Consider the following 20,045-nt stretch of genomic DNA (forward strand, 5'->3'; position numbering starts at 1 on the left):
CGGGGCGGGGCGTCGGACGGACCGTCGAAAGCGCCGTCAGAAGGCCATGGACTGGGCGCGGCGGACCACCTCGCGCGCCAGGTCCCCGTGCATCGCGTCGATCGGGGTGCCCGGGAGCGTGTCGTCCTCGGCGAACAGCCACCGCAGGATCTCCTCGTCCTCGTAGCCGCCGTCGCGCAGCACGACGATCAGCCCCGGGAGCAGACGCACGGGCTGGCCGTCGTCGCCGAAGAACGCCTCGGGGATGCCCAGCACCCCGTCGCGCCGGACCGCGATCAGGTGGTGGTCGCGCAGCAGCTGGTGCACGCGGGTGACCGCGAGACCCATCCCCTTCGACACGTCCGCCAGCTGCAGCAGCGGAATCGACCGGTCCAACACGTCATCGCAGTAAGGGATAGCACTCACTCCCCTAACGTTATCGGGTCGGCGACGGCGGTACGACCACGGCCCGCGTCGCGGAATCGGGTGGACGGCCGCGGGCTGACTACGATCGACATGACTCTGTGAACGAAACGAGGGGGCGCGAGCTTGAATCCCGGACGGTTGATCGGTGTGGTGCTGGATCGGCGCTATCGCATCGATGCACCCATCGCGCGGGGCGGTATGTCCACCGTCTACCGCGGCATGGACCTGCGGCTGGACCGTCCGGTCGCGATCAAGGTGATGGACCCGCAGTTCGCGGCGGATCCGCAGTTCCTCGCGCGCTTCGAGTTCGAGGCCCGCGCGGTGGCCCGGCTCAACCATCCGGGCCTGGTGGGAGTGCACGACCAGGGCAGCGATGGTGAGCACGCCTTCCTGGTGATGGAACTCGTCGAGGGTGGGACCCTGCGCGAGTTGCTGCGCGAGCGCGGGCCCATGCCCCCGCACGCGGCCGCCGCGGTGACCCGCCCGGTCCTCGAGGCGCTGGCCGTCGCACACCGCGCCGGACTGGTGCACCGCGACATCAAGCCCGAGAATGTCCTCATCTCGCACGCCGGTGACGTCAAGATCGCCGACTTCGGGCTGGTGCGCGCCATCGCCGCCTCCAACACCACGTCCCGCAGCGTCATCCTGGGCACCGCCCAGTACCTGTCGCCGGAACAGGTCACGACCGGGACGGCCGATGCCCGCAGCGACGTGTACGCGGCGGGAGTGATGCTGTTCGAGATGCTCACCGGCACCACCCCGTTCACGGGCGACACCTCGTTGTCGATCGCGTACCAGCGCATCGACAACGACGTGCCGGCGCCGAGCACGCTGATCGACGGCGTACCGCCGGAGTTCGACGACCTCGTCGTCCGGGCCACCGAACGCGTTCCCGACGAACGGTTCGCGGACGCGGGTGCGATGGCGGCGCAACTGCGGGCCGTCAGCGCGCAGCTGCAGTTGCCGCCGTACCGGGTGCCCGCGCCGCGCCGCGCCGCCCAGCAGGCCGCCGCACCGACGGCCGTGACCGCCCGGAATCCGGAGGCGCCCACCGCCGACCGCGGTCCCGACCCGACGACGGTGCTGCCGGCGCCTGCGTCCGACACCGGCGTGCAGCACACCAAGGTGGTCACCACCGTCACCCCCCGGCCACCCGAGGAGGACGCGGAACCGCCCGTCGAGAGCCCCGTCGGCCGTCCGTTCGGCGACGCGGCGGCACGCGGGCGACGATCCCGTCGTACGGTGCTGGTGTGGCTGCTGGTGGTGCTGCTCGTCGCGGCCGCGGTCGGCGTCGGCGGGTGGTGGCTCGGCTCGGGCCGGTACGCCGCCATCCCGGCGGTCGACGGTCAGAGCCCGGCCGCCGCGACCACCAGCATCGAGGCGGCCGGCCTGACCGCGGAGACGACGGGCCGGTACTCCGACACCGTGGCCGTCGACGCGCTGGTCGGCACCGACCCGCCGAGCGGGTCGAAGGTGCCACGCGGGTCGACGGTGCAGGTCCTGGTCTCGCTCGGCCGGCCCACGGTCCCCGAGGTGACCGGGCGCGGCGACGTCGCGGCCGTCGAGGCCAGCCTGCGGGAGCGTACGTTCGTGCCGGTCGACGGCGGCGAGGCGTTCAGCGCGCGCGTCCCGGTCGGGGCGATCGCCGCGCTCGAGCCCGCCCCCGGCACGATGCTGGCGGTCGGATCTCAGATCCGGCTGATCCGCAGCAAGGGCGCCCCGCCGGTGGACGTCCCGGACGTGTCGGGCCTGTCGGAGGACGCCGCGCGCAAGGCCCTCGACGGGGTGGGCATCACGGTGCGCGACGTCCAGCAGGTCTTCGACGGCGACGTCGACGCCGGCGACGCGGTCGGGACCGATCCCGCGGTGGGGACCACCGTCAAGGCCGGTGCCAGTGTGGTGCTGAAGGTGTCGAACGCGGTGAAGGTACCGTCGATGCTGGGCCGCTCGGTCGCCGCCGCCAAGTCCGAACTCGACCGCCTGGGCCTGCGGTACGAGGTGCGCCAGATCGTCAGCTCGGACCGGTCGTTGATCATCTCGCAGAGTCCCGGAGCCGGCGGCCGCGTCGCGCCCGGTGGCACGGTCACGCTCACCTCGCTGCTCTGACCCCCGCCGCGTGCCGGTGCCTGCGGGACGGGCCCCGAACGGCTGAAGGGTCCCTTCGTGCGCGGGGAGCGCACGAAGGGACCCTTCAGGTGGGCTCCGACTAGTCCCGCAGCATCTCCGCGACCAGGAACGCCAGTTCCAGCGACTGCTGGGTGTTCAGGCGCGGATCGCACGCGGTCTCGTAGCGACCGGACAGGTCGACGTCCGAGATGTCCTGCGCGCCGCCGAGGCACTCGGTGACGTTCTCACCGGTGAGCTCGACGTGGATGCCGCCCGGGTGCGTGCCGAGGCCGTTGTGCACCTCGAAGAACCCCTGGACCTCGTCGACGATGCGGTCGAAGTGACGGGTCTTGTAGCCCGTGGTGGCCTCGTGGGTGTTGCCGTGCATCGGGTCGCACTGCCAGATCACCTGGTGACCGGTGGCCTGCACCTTCTCGATGATCGGCGGCAGCAGGTCACGCACCTTGCCGTTACCCATGCGGGAGATCAGCGTCAGACGGCCCGGCTTGTTCGTCGGGTCGAGGCGCTCGACGTACTCGACGGCCTGCTCCGGCGTGGTCGACGGGCCGATCTTGAGGCCGATCGGGTTGGCGACCAGCTCGGCGAAGGCGACGTGCGCGCCGTCGAGCTGTCGGGTGCGGTCGCCGATCCACAGGAAGTGCGCGGACAGGTCGTACAGCTTGGGGTGGTCGTCGGTGTTGTCCAGGCGCAGCATCGCGCGCTCGTAGTCGAGCACCAGCGCCTCGTGGCTCGCGTAGATCTGCGCCGACTGCAAGTTCGGGTCGCTCACCCGGCACGCGTTCATGAAACGCAGCCCGCGGTCGATCTCGGCGGCGAGCGCCTCGTAGCGGGCACCGGCCGGCGACGACGACACGAACTCGCGGTTCCAGTCGTGCACCTTGTGCAGGTCCGCCATCCCCGAGCCGGTGAGCGCCCGCACCAGGTTCATCGCCGCGCTGGCGTTCGCGTACGCGCGTACCAGGCGCGAGGGATCGTGGATGCGGACGGCCTCGTCGGCGACCAGCGAATTGACCATGTCGCCGCGGTAGGACGGCAACCCGAGCGCGTCGGTGTTCGACGAGCGCGGCTTGGCGTACTGGCCGGCGATGCGCGCGACCTTGACCACCGGCAGGCTCGCGCCGTAGGTGAGCACGACGGCCATCTGCAGCAGCGTGCGGATGTTGCCCTTGATGTGCGGCTCGGTGTTGTCCGCGAAGGTCTCCGCGCAGTCGCCGCCCTGCAGCAGGAAGGCCTCACCGCGGGCGACCTCGGCCAGCTTCTCCGACAGCGCCTCGACCTCGCCGGCCACCGTGATGGGGGGCACGCTCTCGAGGACGGTGCGCATGGCGGCGGCCTGGTCGGCGGGCCATTGCGGCTGCTGCGCGGCCGGCCTGGCGAGCGCGGCGTCGAGCTGCTCGCGCATGGCGGCAGGCAGCGGCGGCAGTTCGGGCAAGCGGTCGATCGGAACGTCGACAGTCCAGTTCACATCTACAGGATATTCACGTTGCCGGGGGCGAGTCACCGATGGGCCCCATTGACAGGGAATCGTTGCGCCGGCGTCCCGGCGTGATCGCGCTCACCGGACGGCGCGGAAGGCCTCGATCGCCTCGAACTTCGCGAGATTGTGCCGGGCGTCGGCCAGCGCGTCGTGGGCGTCGTCCGGAACCTGCGGCAGCGGCGGGCACCCGTGGTACTCCCAGTGCTGGCGCAGCTCGCGGGTGTAGCGCGGCATCGTCGACGGCAGCTCGGTCATCGCGCCCCACAGCTGGCACAGCACCACGTGGTCGTAGGCGGCCACCCACGCCCACAGCTCGGGTTCGATTCCGGGCCGCGGGACGAGGAACTTCAGCAGGTCGTCCCGGATGCGCGCACGGCTCTTCCACAGCGGGGACGACGGCGGCGGCAGCTTGGGCAGGACGTTCCGCCGCACCCACTTGCCGGCACGCTCGGGGTCGAACTCGGTGGAGACGGCGTAGAACTCGCGTCCGTCCTCGCAAACCACACCGATCGAGACGAGCTCGATTGTGCGACCATCCTCGATGAACTCACAGTCGTAGAAGTAGCGCACGGTGGGGAGCCTATGCCCACGGGCCGGGGCACTCGACACCGCGCCCTCTGTTCGTAGAAGGATGGTCTGGTGCGCACCCCCACCCCCGACTCCACCGACCGGGCTCCCGTCGCCGGCGCCACTGCCGCGACCCAGCCCTCCTGGTGGCGCTCGCCGCTGGGCATCGTCACGCAGGTACTGATCGCGGTGGCCGCGGCGTGCGGCGCGGCGTACCACCTGTTCGGGTTCCCCGGCCTGCGCGACGTGGGCTTCTACTACCGGATCGACCTGGACGTCTACCGCCTCGGCGGGGCGGTGTTCGCCGACGGCGGACCGTTGTACGGGGCCATGCCCCCGACGGCGTCGGGCATCGGGCTGCCGTTCACGTATCCCCCGCTGGCGGCAGTGGTGTTCAGCCCGATGTCGGCGATCCCGCTCGAGGCGGCCGGTGTCGTGCTGACGACGCTGTCGTTGCTCGCGTTGTTCGCCACGCTCGTGCTCACCCTCGCGTCCGTCGGGGTGGCTCCGCGCACGACCCTGTTGTGGGGGGCGCTGGCCGCCGCGGTGGCCGCGCTCGCGCTGGAGCCGGTGTACTCGACGCTGAACTACGGGCAGGTGAACATCCTGCTGATGGCCGTCGTGGCGGCCGACTGTCTGCCGAAGAAGACGCCGTGGCCGCGCGGCGTGCTGATCGGCTTCGTGGCCGCACTCAAGCTCACTCCGGCGGCGTTCGTCCTGTTCTTCCTGATTCGCAAGGACTTCCGGGCCGCGGTCACGACGGCCGTCAGCTTCGCGGCGTTCGGCGCGATCGGGTTCGTGCTCACCCGTGCCGATTCGTGGCAGTACTGGACCGAGACGTTGTTCGACTCCGGGCGCATCGGGACCCCGGCGTATCCGGCGAACCAGAGCATCACCGGCGTGCTCGCCCGCCTCGGCGCGGACGAGTCGCTGCGCAGCGTCCTGTGGCTCGGGGCGAGCGCCGTCGCCCTGGTGCTCGCGGCCGTCGCGATGCACCGCGCCTTCGCCGCCGGTGCCACCGCGCTGGCGCTGTGCGTCAACGCGCTGCTCGGGCTGCTCGTCTCCCCCGTCTCCTGGTCACACCACTGGGTCTGGGTCGCCCCGCTGCTGCTGCTCGTCGGGGTCGAGGCCTACCGCCGACGCAGCCTCGCGCTCGGCGTCGGGGTGCTCGCCAGTTGCGCGGTGTTCCTGATCGCCCCGCACTGGCGGCTGGGACCCGGCCGCTGGGAGGGCACCGGATGGCCCGTCTGGGACCAGTTCCTCGCCTCCACCTACGTGTGGTGGGCCGTCGCGGTCATCGTGGCGGTCGCGGTCGGCGCCGGCCCCCGCGTCCTCCGACGGTCGGCCGGCGCCCCGCAACGCGTCCCGTCGGTGGCCTGAGCCGGATTCCACGGCGGTGTCGCGCCACCAGCAGTACACGTAGAGCGCCAGCGCGCACACGAGCGTGACGACCACCCACAGAGTGAGCGAGACGTCGACCCACGAACCGATCGGCGGATCGCCGGGCAGGATGCTGCGCATGGGCACGACGGCGAAGAGCATCGCCGCCATCCACCCGAGCATGTCGGTGTGTACCCGGCGCCGGCGGCGGGTGGTCTGGATCGCCGCGAACGCCGCGAGCACCGCCAGCACCACCATCATGAGCAGCAGGATCAGCGCGTAGACCAGCGTCCCCGCCGTCCGCTGCACGCGGACGTCGAGCCCCTCGCCTGCGGCGGCGTACTCGGGACCGACCGTGACGGACTCGTCGCGGACCTCCCAGCCCTCGAGTTGTCCGTCGAACAGCACCCGGGTCGGGAGGATCCGGACGCCGTCGCCCGCCCCGGTGTACGCCTCCACGACGAGCGGTTCGATCGCGAACCGGTCGAACGGCCACCGGCCGGCCTGCCCGGCGATCATGAGCTGGGCGTCGAACATGGTGGTCGGCACCGACCCCGCCGGGAAGGCGAGTTCCGCGCGGGCAGTGCTGGGCGCGAGGTAGAGGTTGATCTGCTCCGCGAGTGTGTCGCCGCGCGCGCCGAAGAACTCTCTGCCCGGGACGATCTGGATCTCCACGTCGAGCCGGTCGGTCGTCGGGTGCATCGCCTTGGGGGTGACGATGACGACGACCTCGTCGTCCGCGGGCACCACCATGACCACTTCCTCGGTGTCGTCGGCGAGGCCGTAGACCACGAGCGTTGCCGCGTACACGAGCGCGGTCACCGCAGCGACCAGCGACCAGAAGAGCCGGGGCCGGGATCGTGCGAAGGAGACGAGGGACACGCAGGGGAACTTACCGGCGCGGACGCGGGGCGACTCAGATTCCGCGGTCGGCACGTCGATCACCGAATGTGCGCGGGCCCCGCCCCTTCGGGACTGCGAGCGCTGACGACGTCCCACGCCGCCTTGGGGTACGCGAGCGCCTCACGAACCACGTTGCGCGCCAGCGTCACGCGGCGGCCACCGGCCCGTCCGGCCCGGACCCCGTCGGCATCGATGCCTGCGGCCCGTGCCAGCGCGACGGCGCGCGGCAGGTGGAACGGCTGCGTGACGAGCAGTGCCCGGCGGACACCGAACACCGTGGCGGCGCGGACGCACGTGTCGTAGGTGTCGAGACCGTAGGGGTCGGCGACGATGCGGCTGCGGTCCACCCCGGCGGCCGTCAAGTACTCGATCATCGCGGCGATCTCGTCACCGGATCGACCGTGCCCGTCGCCGGAGACCAGCACGTCGGCGACCGTTCCGTCGGCGACGAGTTCGACGGCGGTGTCCAGACGGCCCTGCAGGAACTTCATCGGTTTCCCGTGCCGCACCCGGGCCCCGAACACGATCGCGACGGGCGCGGCGGGCGTTCGGTCCCGGTCGTGCACGCGTCCGGCCGCGGCCACCGCGATCCACCCCGCCGGCGCGACACCCGCGAGCGCGGCCGCGGCCACAGCGCCGACGACACGTCGGCGTCGGCTGTACGGTCTCATCGTGGGCCGGGTCCGAACGTCGCCCGGTTGCCCTCCGGCGTCGCCCGCACCCGCACTCGGGTGCCGAGCGGGTCCTCGTCCGTGAGCCGGTCGGCGAACTCGCCGTCGCCGCCGATCGCGACGACCCGCTCTCCGTCCCCGTCCAGCCGTCCCACCACGATGCCGGTGCGGTCGCCGTCCCGGGCGTGCCGGACGGTGTACGTCTCGACGGTCACCGTGCCGTCGGCGCGCTCCCGCACGGGCACGGCCGGGGTGGCGTCGATGCGTTGCTGGAGGACGGCGTCGTCCGACACCCGCCAGGGCACCGGCGTCGTCGAGTAGACCCCCGCGGAGTACTTCGACAGGATGCCCCCGTTGGCGCCGACGAAGCCGTAGCTGCCCGGGTGGGCCCGGCACCGGACGGCGGTCTCGGCGATGGCGTGCATCGAGTAGTTGTTGCCCGCGCCGCCGAAGAACGGCAGCCCGCCGGTCACCGTCAGGCCGCGGGGATCGTCGGCCGCGAGTCCCAGGCCTTCGGCGATCACCGAGACCGCGACGGGAAAGCAGCTGTAGAGGTCGATCGTGGCGAGGTCGGCCGGACCGATCCGGGCCATCTCCAGCGCGTGCCGTGCCGCCGTCACGGCGGCCGGCGCGGAGCCCAGATCGGCGCGCGCCAGCATGCCCTGCTCGTGCAGGTCGGAGTGTCCGTGCAGGAACACCCACTGCTCCGCGGGCACCCCGAGCCGGCGCGCCGCCGCCACCGACATGACGATCACCGCAGCGGCCTGATTCACCTGGTCCCGCGCCACGAGATAGCGCAGGTACGGGTCGGCGATGGGCCGATTGCGGGCGCTCGGCCGGGCGAGTTCCGCAGCCGTCCGGACCGTGCGCGCCGCCGCGTGCGGGTTCCGGGCCGCCACCTCGGTGAACGGCGCGAAGAGCCGGCCCATGGCCGCGACGTGCTCGGCGCGACTGCGGCCGAGCCCGGCCCGACGCGCATGCTCGAGGACGGCGTACTGGCTGGCGGCATCGGTGAGGTGGTGTTCGATCGCCGGCCGCGACAGCATCCCGCCGAGCCCGTGGCCGCGGTCCTCGAGATCGCCGTCCACGGTTTCGGAGAAGTCGGGGCGGTCGGGGGCGTCGGCCAGGTGCCGGGCCGTCGAGATCGCCTCCGCGCCGACCGCGAGCGCGATCTCGCTGCGGCCGTGCGCGATCGCCTCGGCCAGCTCGGTGACCAGCGACTGCGGCCCCTGTCCCCCGACCACCTCGAGGATCGCGCGGGTGGGGGCCGCCCCGATCCGGGTGGCCACCGAGCGCGGGAAGTTGTTCGACCGGCCGAGGGACGACACGCCCGGCATCGACATCTCGAACTGCCGGATGCCGGCGACGGTGTCGATCGCGGCCGCCACCGAAGCGCGTCCCGCGCCCGCGTCGGCGACCGCCGCGGAGGCGGCCCGGGCGCCGAGTTCTGCTGCCGACAGTCCGCGGTAGTCGGCGCTGCCCACATGCTCGGACGCCTGCCCGACGCCGACGAGCACGGGCGTGCGGGGATCGAGTGCGCTCATGCCGCCGCGGTACCGGTCACGCGGCAACGCGGGCCCGTCACCCGGCCCGGGAGTCGGGTACGCGGGCGGCGTCGGCCGTGGACGGGTCCTGCTCGGCCCCCGGCTCCTGGTTCTTGACGGTGGCCGCGTAGATGTCCACGTACTCCTGGCCGGACAGGCGCATGAGCTTGTACATCACCTCGTCGGTCACGGCACGCTCGACGAAGCGGTTGCCGCCCATGCCTTCGAACCGGGAGAAGTCGATGGGCTCACCGACGCGGATGGTGACCTTGGCGGGCTTCCACATCCTCGATCCGATCGGATTGACCTTCGCCGTACCGACCATCGCGACGGGAATGACCTTGACACCGGACTCGAGCGCCAGGCGCGCCATCCCGGTCTTGCCCTTGTACAGCCGGCCGTCGGGTGAGCGGGTGCCCTCGGGGTAGATGCCCAGCAACTTCCCCTGCGAGAGGACGCGCAGGCCGGCGTCGAGCGCGTCCTTGGCCGCCGACGCGCCGGTACGGTCGATCGGCACCTGACCCACGGCCGAGAAGAACCACTTCTGGAACGCGCCCTTGAGACCGCTGCCGGTGAAGTACTCACTCTTCGCCAGGAAGGTGATCCGGCGCGGGCAGCGCAGCGGCAGGAAGAAGGAATCGAGCACGGCCTGGTGGTTGCTGGCGAGGATCGCCGGGCCGTCCGTCGGAATGTTCTCGGCGCCTTCGAGTTTCGGCCGGCTGAGGACCCACAACATGGGGCCCAACAACACGTACTTAAACAGCCAGTACCACATGGTGTCCTTCCGGCCCCGGGCGTTCCTTTGCCCAAGACTGTACTCAGCAGTCTCCGGCGCTGCCACATCGCACCTGCGACCCCCGGCCCGGGTCAGCGCCCGCCGGATCCCGCGCCCACCGCCGCCCGGGCGAGGTCCGCGGCACCGATCATCCCGGCGGCCTCCCCGAGGAGCGTGTGACGGATGCGGGCGAGCGGACGGTGCCCCGAGCCGGTGATCAGCCGGGCGTAGTGCTCGCGCGCCTCGTCGAGGAACAGCGGGGCCGAACTGCCCGCACCTCCGCAGATCACGATGAGATCCGGGTCGAAGACGTCCGACACCGTCGCCAGCCCCACCCCCAGCCACTTCGCGAAATCGGCGAACGTCGCCAGCGCCAACGGATCCCCCTCGCCCGCGGCGGCCGCGATCCGACGTCCCGTCAGTGCACCCGGGTCCACCGCCACGTCGCGGGCGAGCACGGTCGACGCGGACGGGTCCTCGGCCAGCAACTCGAGGGCGGTGTCGACGAGCGCGGTCCCGCTGCAGTACCGCTCCCAGCATCCCCGCTTGCCGCACGCACACGCCCGCCCGCCCGGCACCACCTGCATGTGCCCGAGTTCCGGTGCCACTCCGAAGCTTCCGCGGTAGAGGTGCCCGCCGATCAGCAGCGCGGCCCCGATGCCGGTGCCGATCGCGACGATCACCACGTTGCGTCCGCCCGCGGCGGCGCCGAATCGGCATTCCGCCCACGCGGCGGCGTTGGCGTCGTGCTCGAGGACGACCGGCAGCCCGATCCGCTCGCCGAGCGTTCGCGCGACGGGCGCGTCGACCCACGGCAGGTGCGGCGCGAAGCGGACCGTCGTGCGGTCGGAGTCGACGAACCCGGCCACCGCGAGCCCCACCGCCACGACGTCGTGGCGGTGGGCGAGTTCGCGCACGGCCCGATCGATCCCGCGTTCGAGGGCGTCGGCCGAGTGCGGCGTGGGCGCGTGCGCGGTGTCGAGTACCTCGCCGTCGGCGTTCACCACCGACGCCCGAATACTGGTGCCGCCGACGTCGACTCCGACGGTCAGTGCTGCGGTGCTGTCCACTCCGACGATTCTGCCCACCGACATCGCCCGACGATACGCGGGGTGCCGTCGACTCAGCGCCTGATCGTCACGTCGATCGGGACGAACGCGGAGGCCGGTGTCGGCGCCGGTGCGTCCGGGCGTTCGGAGGGCGCCGGGTCGTGCGCGTCGAGGGTCTCGCGCAGCGCCGCGAGCAGGGTGCCGGCCTGATCCGCGACGAGGGTGACGAGATCGTGTTGCTCGCCGCGGACGAGCGCCGCGAGCGCGCACAGCGGACACCACGAACAGCTGGTGCAGGTCCCGCCGGTCGGCGCGTCCCTGCCCGCCGCGGCCTTCTGCAGGATCGGGTCGAGCCGATCCAGCACGGTTTCGGCGAGAGCTCGCAACTCGGCGACGAGTTCGCCGTGGTCGGTGCTCACTGCGGCCACACCGCCGGGTCCGGAACGAAGCGCACCACCAGGTCGGCGCCGTCGAAGTCGGCGTCCCGCACGGTGCACCGGCGCAGCACCGACGCCAACCGCACCCGCCGGCGTCTGCCGTCGGCTCCCACCAGCAAGTCGTCCTCCACTCGTCCCAACGTCAGGGTTTCCGGGTCGACGAGCGGCAGGGTCATCCGCATCGCGTACACCGAGTCCACGCCGCCGGCGCCGGATTCGAGCGCGACCCGTACCGGCGGCTCGTCGACCGGCGCGGATCCGTCGCCGACGCGCACCTCGGGGGCGAGTTCGCCGAGTGCGACCAACCCGACCGGTCCGACCGGACGCGCGGCGACCGACAGGATCGGCGCGGCCCCGGCCACCGTACGGAGGCCGGCCAGCGCGGCCTCCTGCGCCGCGGACCGCGCCCGGTACCAGTCCGCGACCCCACCGGTCGCCGCGGACGAATGCTGCTGCGGCAGAAGGTTGTTCACCACAATGTCCGCGACCCGCAACTCGGCCAGCGCGGCGGCCGACAGCAATCGCCGGGTCTCGGCCAGCCCGACCTCCTCGGCCGACACCACCACTCGCAGACCGGTGCGGGCGCGATCGGTCAGCAGGCTCGCCACCGCGGCGGCGCCGTCGACCACCCGGTCGAGCAGCGCCACCGCGAACGACAGGCGCGCGTCCGCGGCGGTCGCCGCGACCACACGCCGGTGCCGCGGCCAGACTCTCTCGACGTACCCGGTCACCGTCTCGGGAACGGCAAACGCGCGCAAGGCGTCCGCGGTCGGCGGGCAGTCGACCACCACGACGTCCCACCGGTCCTCGTCGACGAACCGCAGGATCTCCCGCAGACCCAGGAGCTCCTCGACGCCCGGCACCCCGGTCAGTTCCTCGGGAGCCAGGTTCGTGAACTGGGCACCGTGGTCGTGGGCTCCGCCGAGCGCCAGCAGCGACACCAGCCCGCGATAGCGCTCCTCGAGCAGTGCGAGGGTGTCGATCCGGACGGCGTCCAGCCCGGGCGCCAGTCGGGTCTCGGTGCCGGACTCGACCGGGAGGCCGAGAACGTCCGGCAGTCCGTGTGCCTGATCGAGGGACGCGAGCAGAACACGTCGCCCCGCGGCGGCGAACCCGGCCGCCGTCGCCGCCGCCACGGTGGTCCGGCCGGCGCCGCCCTTGCCGACCACCAGCAGTACCCGCGTTCCCGGTCCGGACACGGCGGCGTTCAGCCCTCCACCCGCTTCTTGAGTTCCTTGAGCGCGGTGTCGGTGATGACCTTCTCGGCCTTGCGCTTGAACAGACCGATCATCGGAATCGTCAGGTCGACCGTCAGCTCGTAGGTGACCCGGGTGGCGCCGTCACCCTCGCGCTCGAGCGTGTAGGAACCGAACTGCGCCTTCTGGATCTCGCCGGAGACGAGGTCCCAACCGACCGACATCCCGTCCGGCGCCCACCGGTACCGGAGCACGTAGGTGTCCTTGACCATGCCGGCGTCGAGAACGAAGCGCACCTGCTCGGCGCGTCCGTCCGGTCCCGAGGCGAGGACCTCGACGGACTTCGCCGCCTCCACCCACACCGGGTAGGAGTCGAAGTCGGCGATCACACCCATCACCTGCTCGGCGGGTGCGTCGATGGTGATCGACCGCTTGGTCTTCTCGGCCATGCCTCGGACGCTTCCTTTCAGAACGGCTCACGCGCGGCTGGAGCGCCGGTGCGCCTCACCGCACGTTCATCTCACACGATGCCCGTGTCCGCGCACAATTCTCCTATGCGGGCGGCTCGCCCGCCGGGCGCCCGGCCTCCAGCTGCTGCTTGATCTCGAAGGTCATCGTCTTGCCGGCCAGCCGGCGCGCGTGGTTCAGCCCGGCGAGGTCGAGCGACGCCGACCCGGCGGTGGTGGCTCCGGTCGGCTCCGCGTGGAGGAAGTAGTGGACGATCGTGCCGTCCATGACGGGTTCGAGCCACACCTCCATCGTTCCGGTCAGCGGCCCGGCGACGGTCCAGCGGATCCCCTTCTCGCCGCGATCCTCGCGCACGCCCAGGACCAGGTCCGGCCACCACACCCGCCACCGGGCGGGCACGGACACCCGGGCGGCGACCCGGTCGGGCGCTGCTGCTACGAAGGTCTGGTCGGCCACCTGAATGCTGCTCACTCCCCCAGCTTCACACACCGGCGCCGCGGGCCGTGACGTGGACTACACCCGAGTGCGCGGGGATCGACCGAGCCGCAGGTGGGAGGCAGTGCCGCGCGTCATACCCGCATCGGTCTATCGTGAGGACGAGCAAACCCTACTCGCCAGTACCTGCAGTCCGGAGGTTGTCGTGCCCGAGTTCAGCGTTCCTGCCACATTCACGATTCCGGAGGACGCGTCCGCGGTCGACTCCGTGTTCGAGTACGCGGCGACCGAGCCCGGGCATCGCGTGTTCCGGCGGCTGGTGAACGGCTCGTGGATCGACGTCAGCGCTCGCGAGTTCGCCGACCAGGTCACCGCGGTGGCCAAGGGACTGATCGCGCGCGGGGTGCAGCCCGGTGACCGTGTGGCGCTGATGTCGGCGACCCGGTACGAGTGGCAGCTGCTCGACTACGCCATCTGGGCGGCCGGTGGTGTCACGGTGCCGATCTACGAGACCTCGTCGGCCGAGCAGGTGCGGTGGATTCTCGAGGACTCGGCTGCCATCGGGCTCATCGTGGAGAACGACAAGCACTCCGCGACGGTGGCCGAGGTGGCCGAGGCGGCACCGGATCTGCGGGCCGTGCTGCAGATCGAGCCGTCGTCCGGCAGCGCGGGCGCCGTGGCGATCCTCACCGAGCAGGGCGCCGACGTCCCCGACGCGGGCGTCGAGGCGCGGAAGAAGTCGCTCAGGTCCAGCGATCCGGCGACGCTGATCTACACCTCCGGCACCACCGGCCGACCCAAGGGCTGTCAGCTCACCCACGCCAACCTCATCGCGGAGTCGCGGGGCATCATCGCGTCGTCGCTGGGCGACCTGCTGACCACACCGGGGGTGAGCACGCTGATGTTCCTTCCGCTCGCCCACGTCCTCGCCCGCGCCGTCAGCATCGCCGCGCTCGACGCGGGCGCCTCGATCGGCCACACCAGCGACATCCCGAACCTCGTCCCCACGTTCGCCGAGTTCAAGCCCGACTTCATCCTGTCGGTGCCGCGGGTGTTCGAGAAGGTCTACAACAGCGCGCGGCAGACGGCGCACTCCGGCGGCAAGGGCAAGATCTTCGACGCCGCCGCCGCCACCGCGGTGGCGTGGAGCGAGGCGAAGGACAACGGTGGACCGGGTCTGGTGCTGAACGTCAAGCACACGGTGTTCGACAAGCTCGTGTACTCGAAGCTGCGGGCGGCGCTCGGCGGCAACTGCAAGCTCGCGATCTCCGGCGGCGCACCGCTCGGCGCGCGACTGGGCCACTTCTTCCGCGGGATCGGCGTCACGATCTACGAGGGCTACGGCCTCACCGAGACCACCGCCGCGTTCGCCGTCAACACGATCGGCAACCAGAAGGTGGGAACCGTCGGAAACCCGTTGGCCGGCAACACTGTCCGCATCGCCGACGACGGAGAGATCATGCTCCGCGGCCCGGTGGTGTTCTCGGGGTACTGGCGCAACGAGGCCGCGACGAAGGAGGCCGTCGAGGACGGCTGGTTCCACACCGGCGACCTCGGCACCGTCGATGCGGACGGCTACATCACCATCACCGGCCGCAAGAAGGAGATCATCGTCACCGCGGGCGGCAAGAACGTCGCGCCGGCGCAGCTCGAGGATCACCTGCGGGCGCATCCGCTCATCAGCCAGGCGATCGTGGTGGGCGATCAGAAGCCCTTCATCGGCGCGCTCATCACCATCGACGCCGAGGCGCTCCCGGGCTGGAACGAGAGCAACGGCAAGCCGGCCGGCACCACGGTGGCCGAGTTGCTCGCCGACGCCGACCTCACCGCGGAGATCGACGCCGCGATCGCGGACGCCAACAAGCTCGTCTCGCACGCCGAGGCGATCAAGAAGTACCGCATCCTGCCGGTGGACTTCACGGAGGAGACCGGTGAGCTCACCCCGACCATGAAGCTCAAGCGCAACGTCGTCCACCAGAGCTTCGCGGACGACATCGAGCGGATCTACAGCAAGTAACGCCCCAGAGTGCCCTGTGCCCGCGAACTTCGTGCGGCGCAGGGCATTCGGCGTTCAGGCGAGCAGGCTCCGCAACTCGGCCCCCAGTACGTCCCAGCGCCAGTGCTGCTGCACCCAGGACCGGCCGGCGGCCCCCATCGCCGCGGCGCGATCACGATCGGACAGCACCGAGACCACGGAGCGGGCGACGTCGTTCACCGAGGTACCGTCCGCCACGAGGCCGGTCTCGTGTTCGACGACGGTCTCCGGCGCCCCTCCCGACCGGCCGGCGATCACCGGCACGCCCGTCGCCGACGCCTCGAGGTACACGATGCCGAGTCCCTCGACGTCCAGCCCCGCCCCCCGGGTCCGGCACGGCATCGCGAACACGTCGGCGATCGTGTGGTGGGCGGCCAGTTCCGCGGCCGGCACCCCGCCGGTGAAGACGACGTGGTCCGCCACACCGCACTCCTGGGCCAGCGCGCGCAGCCGGTCGGCGTAGGGCCCGCCGCCCACGATCACGAGCACCGCACCGTCGATACTCGTGCGGATCGTCGGCAGGGCGCGGATCAGCTGATCCTGTCCCTTGCGCGGCACCAGCCGGGACAGGCACAGAATCGTCGGCCGCTCCCCCAGCCCGTAGCGCGCCCGCAATTCCGCGCGCGCCGCCGGATCGGGCCGGAACACGTCCGTGTCGACGCCGGACGGGAGGTGTTCGAGCGCGGCCCGCGGACCGAACGCCGACGCGAACCGGCCGCGGGTGTACCTGCTGACGAACGTGACGGTGTCGGTGTGGTCGCCGATGCGGCGCAGCGCCTGCCGCGCACCGGGAATCATCGACCAGCCCACCTCGTGGCCGTGCGTGGAGGCGATCACCCTGGTGGCCCCGGCGCGACGCACCACCGGCGCCAGCAGCGCCAGCGGCGCGGCCGCCCCGAACCACACCGCGTCGCACTCGAACTTCTCGACCAGCGCCGCCGCGCGGCGCGCCACGAACGGCGTCGGGACCATCAACGTCGTCGGATGCCGGACCACGTCGTAGCGCTGCTCGGCGTCGAACCGAGTGTGGCTGTCCCCGCGCCAGCGCGGAGCGTAGACGACCAGTTCCTCGGCGGGCAGCTGGGCGGCAAAGGTGTGCAGGTACGACTGGATGCCGCCGGGACGTGGCGGAAAATCGTTCGTCACCAACAGGGTTCGACGCATGCGTTCACCGTATTCGCCGATGCGCCGGTGCCGGGCACCAGGGTCACACCAACTGCTTGGCGACCCACTCGCCCCACGAGCGGGCGAACTCGTCGGCGTCCACCCCGAGCACGTCGCGGATGCGCCCGTCCAGCTGGGCGTCGGAGGCCTTGCCCTGGGCCAGGACGCGGTACAGATCGGCCAGGCGCTGCTCGCCGTACTCGCTGGCGACGAACGCCGCGAGCGACCACGACGATTCGTATGCCCGGCGGGCGGTGTCGCCGCCCGCGCCGAAGTCCGCGTCCGCGGGCAGCGTCGTGGGCGGTCCGTCGGCGGACACCGCGGCGGCCAGCGTGGGCGCGATCGACCCGAACGTCCCCTCGCCGCCCCGGTAGCCGACGTAGTCCGCGTAGCCCTCGAGGATCCACATCGGCGAGCCGTCCTCGGTGACCGCGCGCGCCGCGACATGAGTGAGTTCGTGCCGCAGCACCGCGACCCGCGTGAAGTCGGTCAACCGGTCCCCGGACTCGGGACTGAACACGATCCGCTGCCCGGACGCCGTCCGGGACCGGTGGTCCACGGCGTCCGACACCGAGACCGCCGCGATGTCGGAGCCGCTGTGCGACACACCCACCAGGGACTCGAACTCCTCCTGCGACCCGGCCACCAGGACGAGCGCCCGCCGCGACCAGTCCTCACCCCACACCTGGGTGACGTGCTCGACGGCGTCACCGAGGTCGGCGGCGAGCAGGTCCACCATCGCCGACTGGCCGGGATGGCCGAGGACGACGGACGACCGCCCGTCCGCCCCCGGCACGGTACGGGTGACGACCGGGCCGAAATCCCAGGGCCCTCTCCACGTTTCACGACCGGATCCGGGAATGCCGGCATCGCTGACGAGCTTCCAGTCGTCGCCGCGGCGCGCCAGCACGAGCGCGACCGGCTTGCGTGTCGATTGCGCGTCCACACCCTCGATCGCGTAGCGCAGGTAGACCGTCGGCGCCCAGACGTCCGACGCCCCGAGGGAGTCGGCGAACCCGGCCGGGACGGACTGTTCGGGGTCGAAGCCGATGTCGTAGCCGAACTCCGACAGCGGGACCTGCGCGAGGTTGGCGGCCCGGCGCATCTCCGCGTCGAGGAATCCCGGGTCCGCAGCGGGGTCGAACAGGTCCGGCAGCGCCGCGGCGTCACCGGCCCGCAGCGCCCGCGCCCATTCGTCGAGCACGGCCTGCGCCCCCGCACGCCGTCCGTCCTCGTACGGATTCCCGACCGGTGCCGCGCCGCGGACGTCCGGGGATTCGCCGGAACGGTCGAACGCCGTCAGCGACAGGACGAGGGCCACGGCCACCCCCAGACCCGCGAGGCCCACCCATTCCCAACGCCGCACCCGCCGCGTGGGAACGCGACGCGGGACGTGATCTTCAGCGGGCACGTCCGAAAGTGTAAGAGCCGATCACGCGAACGGGCCCGATACCCCTGGGTATCGGGCCCGTCGGCGCACGGTGTATCGGTCCGCGGTACCGCCGAGCGGTATCGGTCCTCAGTACCGCCGAGCGGTGTTGAACGGCATCGACGCCATCGAGTCGACCTTGACCGGCGTGCCGTACGTCGAGGCGTGGAGAACGTTGCCGTTCCCGGCGTAGATGCCCACGTGCGAGGCGTCGTCGTAGAAGATCACGACGTCCCCGGGCTGCAGCTGACTCCTGTCGACGGGGGTGCCGGCCTGGGCCTGCGCCTGACTCGACCGGGGCAGCGACTTGCCGATCTGTTTGAAGGCCCACACGACGAGTCCCGAGCAGTCGTACGCGTCCGGGCCGGTCGCGCCCCAGCTGTACGGCTTGCCCACCTGCGTGAGACCCGCTTCGAGGGCGGCCGAGCCCGATCCCGGGGCCAGATTCGCCAGGATGCTGCCGGCGTCGACCCCCGGCGGGAACGTCGCACCGGCCAACTGCGCCCGCTCGGCGCCGGTGAGCCGGTCGAACGCCTTGGTGACCTCGTCGATCTGCTTCTGCAGGTCGCTCTGCTTGCTCTGCAGTCCGTCGCTGACCGACCTGGCCTGCTCGGTGGCGGAGCGGGCTGCGTCGGCGGACGCACGCGACGCGTTCTCGGCCGACTCGGCGTCGGTCGTCGCCTGCTTGAACTGTGCGACGGCCCGGGCGGTCTCGCTCGAGATGGCATCGAGCGCCGACATCTGATCGAGCAACTGCTGCGGCGAGTCGCTCACCATCACGGCGAACAGTCGATTGGTGCGTGCGCCTTGATAACTCGCGGCCACCAGTTTGCTGACGGTGGGCCGGAACTGGTCCATGCGCGACTGTGCGTCGGCGACGGCGGCGCGGTCGGCCGCGAGTCGCGCCTCGGCGTCGCGCTGCGCGGCCTGCTTGCCGTCGAGGTCGATCTGGGCGTTGTGCAACGCCTCGGTGGTGCGTTCGGATTCGCGGGAGAGGTCCGCGAGGCGCTCGAGGGCCTGCGTCGCATTGTTCACGACGGGGTCGGCACCGGCCGACGCGGCCGGCAGTCCGGCCACGGTCAGCGACAGCACTCCGGCCGCCACGGCAGTACACAACGAGCGTTTCATCTTCTTCGAGGGCACGGCAGTGCGACTCTCCGTTTCTGGATTCGTCATCCACCGCACGGCGATGGGTTCCGCAAGGTCTCGAACAGGTTACGGAATGGCATATGTCCGTGTCTACCCGCGGGTAGGACAATTCGTACATCGTCACGTACGCCACGAACAACCCGCTCTACTGCCCGGAAAACGCGTGCGGGGGCGGACTCGGCCGCAGCCGAATCCGCCCCCGCAGGCAAGGCAGTGCTAGTGCATCACGCGTACCGACGCGCGCCGTCGAACGGCATCGACGACACCGGCGCGATCTTGACCGGCTGGCCGGCAGTGGACGCGTGAATGACGTTGCCGTTGCCGGCGTAGATGCCCGAGTGGCTGCCGCCGTAGAACGAGATCACGTCACCGACCTGCAGGTTGTCGCGCGAGACCGGAGTTCCCGCGGCGGCCTGGTCGTAGCTCGTGCGCGGCAGGTTCAGCCCCGCCTGCTTGTAGGCCCACTGCACCAGGCCCGAGCAGTCGAAGGCGTCCGGACCGGCGGCGCCGTACACGTACGGGGCGCCGAGCTTGGCCTCGGCGGCCTTGAAGGCCTGCTCGCCCAGGCTCATGACGGGGGCGACGGACTGCGGGAGAGCCGGTGCGGCACTGCCGGTTCCGACGCCCTGCGCGATACCGGGAGCGATGTTCGCGATCGCGGCGTCGACCTGAGCCTGCGTCACACCGGGAACCTCGACGGCACCCACGCCCGGGACGTTGATCGTGTCGGCGAGAGCCGGTGCCGCGGTAACCGTGACGGCTCCGACGGCAAGTGCGCCGGCGACGGCCGCACGGCGCGCAGAGCGCTTGAGAGTAGATGACGCCACGAGAAAG

18 protein-coding genes and 1 pseudogene are annotated in these 20,045 nt (G+C 71.6%); 3 read left to right on the plus strand and 16 right to left on the minus strand.

Going from position 1 to position 20,045, the window contains the following annotated elements:
- Positions 1 to 36: 36 nt before the first annotated feature.
- A complete protein-coding gene (locus E7742_RS09890) occupies positions 37 to 405 on the minus strand; it encodes an Rv2175c family DNA-binding protein (protein WP_137798797.1) in 369 nt (122 codons plus the stop codon).
- 123 nt (positions 406 to 528) lie between these two features.
- Here E7742_RS09890 and pknB point away from each other — a divergent pair, with 123 nt between their 5' ends.
- Entirely contained in the window at positions 529 to 2,511 is a 1,983-nt protein-coding gene (pknB, locus tag E7742_RS09895) for a Stk1 family PASTA domain-containing Ser/Thr kinase (protein ID WP_137798798.1), read from the plus strand.
- Positions 2,512 to 2,611: 100 nt separating this feature from the next.
- Here the strand turns inward: pknB and E7742_RS09900 are convergent, their stop codons facing one another.
- A complete protein-coding gene (locus E7742_RS09900; protein ID WP_137798799.1) occupies positions 2,612 to 3,997 on the minus strand; it encodes a class II 3-deoxy-7-phosphoheptulonate synthase in 1,386 nt (461 codons plus the stop codon).
- A gap of 90 nt (positions 3,998 to 4,087) precedes the next feature.
- The gene (locus tag E7742_RS09905; RefSeq protein WP_137798800.1) at positions 4,088 to 4,579 is read right to left on the minus strand and encodes a polyadenylate-specific 3'-exoribonuclease AS; all 492 of its coding nucleotides are present in this window, start codon (positions 4,577 to 4,579) and stop codon (positions 4,088 to 4,090) included.
- A 69-nt stretch (positions 4,580 to 4,648) separates the two neighbouring features.
- Here E7742_RS09905 and E7742_RS09910 point away from each other — a divergent pair, with 69 nt between their 5' ends.
- Positions 4,649 to 5,956, plus strand: a complete 1,308-nt coding sequence (locus tag E7742_RS09910) for a glycosyltransferase 87 family protein (RefSeq protein ID WP_441346892.1) — start codon at positions 4,649 to 4,651, stop codon at positions 5,954 to 5,956.
- Between the two features lie 33 nt (positions 5,957 to 5,989).
- Here the strand turns inward: E7742_RS09910 and E7742_RS09915 are convergent.
- From E7742_RS09915 to E7742_RS09955, 9 genes and pseudogenes are all read right to left on the minus strand, one after another.
- A pseudogene (locus tag E7742_RS09915) lies at positions 5,990 to 6,709 on the minus strand (DUF4436 family protein); the annotation flags it as partial.
- Between the two features lie 188 nt (positions 6,710 to 6,897).
- Positions 6,898 to 7,530 (minus strand): SanA/YdcF family protein, encoded by a 633-nt coding sequence (locus tag E7742_RS09920; protein WP_137798801.1) that lies wholly within the window; start codon positions 7,528 to 7,530, stop codon positions 6,898 to 6,900.
- A complete protein-coding gene (locus E7742_RS09925) occupies positions 7,527 to 9,074 on the minus strand; it encodes an acetyl-CoA acetyltransferase (RefSeq protein ID WP_137798802.1) in 1,548 nt (515 codons plus the stop codon). The genes E7742_RS09920 and E7742_RS09925 overlap by 4 nt, the downstream gene beginning before the upstream one ends.
- A gap of 37 nt (positions 9,075 to 9,111) precedes the next feature.
- Positions 9,112 to 9,849, minus strand: coding sequence for a lysophospholipid acyltransferase family protein (locus tag E7742_RS09930; RefSeq protein ID WP_137798803.1), 738 nt, complete (start codon positions 9,847 to 9,849; stop codon positions 9,112 to 9,114).
- A gap of 92 nt (positions 9,850 to 9,941) precedes the next feature.
- The gene (locus E7742_RS09935) at positions 9,942 to 10,943 is read right to left on the minus strand and encodes an ROK family protein (protein ID WP_175420457.1); all 1,002 of its coding nucleotides are present in this window, start codon (positions 10,941 to 10,943) and stop codon (positions 9,942 to 9,944) included.
- Between the two features lie 29 nt (positions 10,944 to 10,972).
- A complete protein-coding gene (locus E7742_RS09940) occupies positions 10,973 to 11,317 on the minus strand; it encodes a hypothetical protein (RefSeq protein ID WP_137798804.1) in 345 nt (114 codons plus the stop codon).
- Positions 11,314 to 12,534 carry an ArsA family ATPase gene (locus tag E7742_RS09945; protein WP_254699228.1) on the minus strand — a complete coding sequence of 407 codons (1,221 nt, stop codon included), beginning with the start codon at positions 12,532 to 12,534 and terminating at the stop codon, positions 11,314 to 11,316. The genes E7742_RS09940 and E7742_RS09945 overlap by 4 nt, the downstream gene beginning before the upstream one ends.
- 8 nt (positions 12,535 to 12,542) lie before the next feature.
- Positions 12,543 to 12,980 (minus strand): SRPBCC family protein, encoded by a 438-nt coding sequence (locus E7742_RS09950; RefSeq protein WP_137798805.1) that lies wholly within the window; start codon positions 12,978 to 12,980, stop codon positions 12,543 to 12,545.
- 103 nt (positions 12,981 to 13,083) lie between these two features.
- Positions 13,084 to 13,470 carry a polyketide cyclase / dehydrase and lipid transport gene (locus E7742_RS09955; RefSeq protein WP_137798806.1) on the minus strand — a complete coding sequence of 129 codons (387 nt, stop codon included), beginning with the start codon at positions 13,468 to 13,470 and terminating at the stop codon, positions 13,084 to 13,086.
- Between the two features lie 169 nt (positions 13,471 to 13,639).
- Here E7742_RS09955 and E7742_RS09960 point away from each other — a divergent pair, with 169 nt between their 5' ends.
- Positions 13,640 to 15,451 carry an AMP-dependent synthetase/ligase gene (locus E7742_RS09960; RefSeq protein ID WP_137798807.1) on the plus strand — a complete coding sequence of 604 codons (1,812 nt, stop codon included), beginning with the start codon at positions 13,640 to 13,642 and terminating at the stop codon, positions 15,449 to 15,451.
- A 54-nt stretch (positions 15,452 to 15,505) separates the two neighbouring features.
- Here E7742_RS09960 and E7742_RS09965 read toward each other — a convergent pair whose 3' ends face one another.
- The 4 genes from E7742_RS09965 to E7742_RS09980 form a co-directional block, all read right to left on the minus strand.
- Complete coding sequence (locus tag E7742_RS09965) at positions 15,506 to 16,633, minus strand: glycosyltransferase family 4 protein (protein WP_137798808.1); 1,128 nt, start codon at positions 16,631 to 16,633, stop codon at positions 15,506 to 15,508.
- Positions 16,634 to 16,676: 43 nt separating this feature from the next.
- Complete coding sequence (locus E7742_RS09970) at positions 16,677 to 18,044, minus strand: peptidase MA family metallohydrolase (RefSeq protein WP_441346893.1); 1,368 nt, start codon at positions 18,042 to 18,044, stop codon at positions 16,677 to 16,679.
- Positions 18,045 to 18,152: 108 nt separating this feature from the next.
- Entirely contained in the window at positions 18,153 to 19,205 is a 1,053-nt protein-coding gene (locus tag E7742_RS09975; RefSeq protein WP_217497530.1) for an NlpC/P60 family protein, read from the minus strand.
- 230 nt (positions 19,206 to 19,435) lie between these two features.
- The gene (locus E7742_RS09980; protein WP_137798810.1) at positions 19,436 to 20,038 is read right to left on the minus strand and encodes a C40 family peptidase; all 603 of its coding nucleotides are present in this window, start codon (positions 20,036 to 20,038) and stop codon (positions 19,436 to 19,438) included.
- Between the last annotated feature and the right edge of the window lie 7 nt (positions 20,039 to 20,045).

It is taken from the genome of Rhodococcus sp. SGAir0479, assembly GCF_005484805.1.
Taxonomy (GTDB): domain Bacteria; phylum Actinomycetota; class Actinomycetes; order Mycobacteriales; family Mycobacteriaceae; genus Prescottella.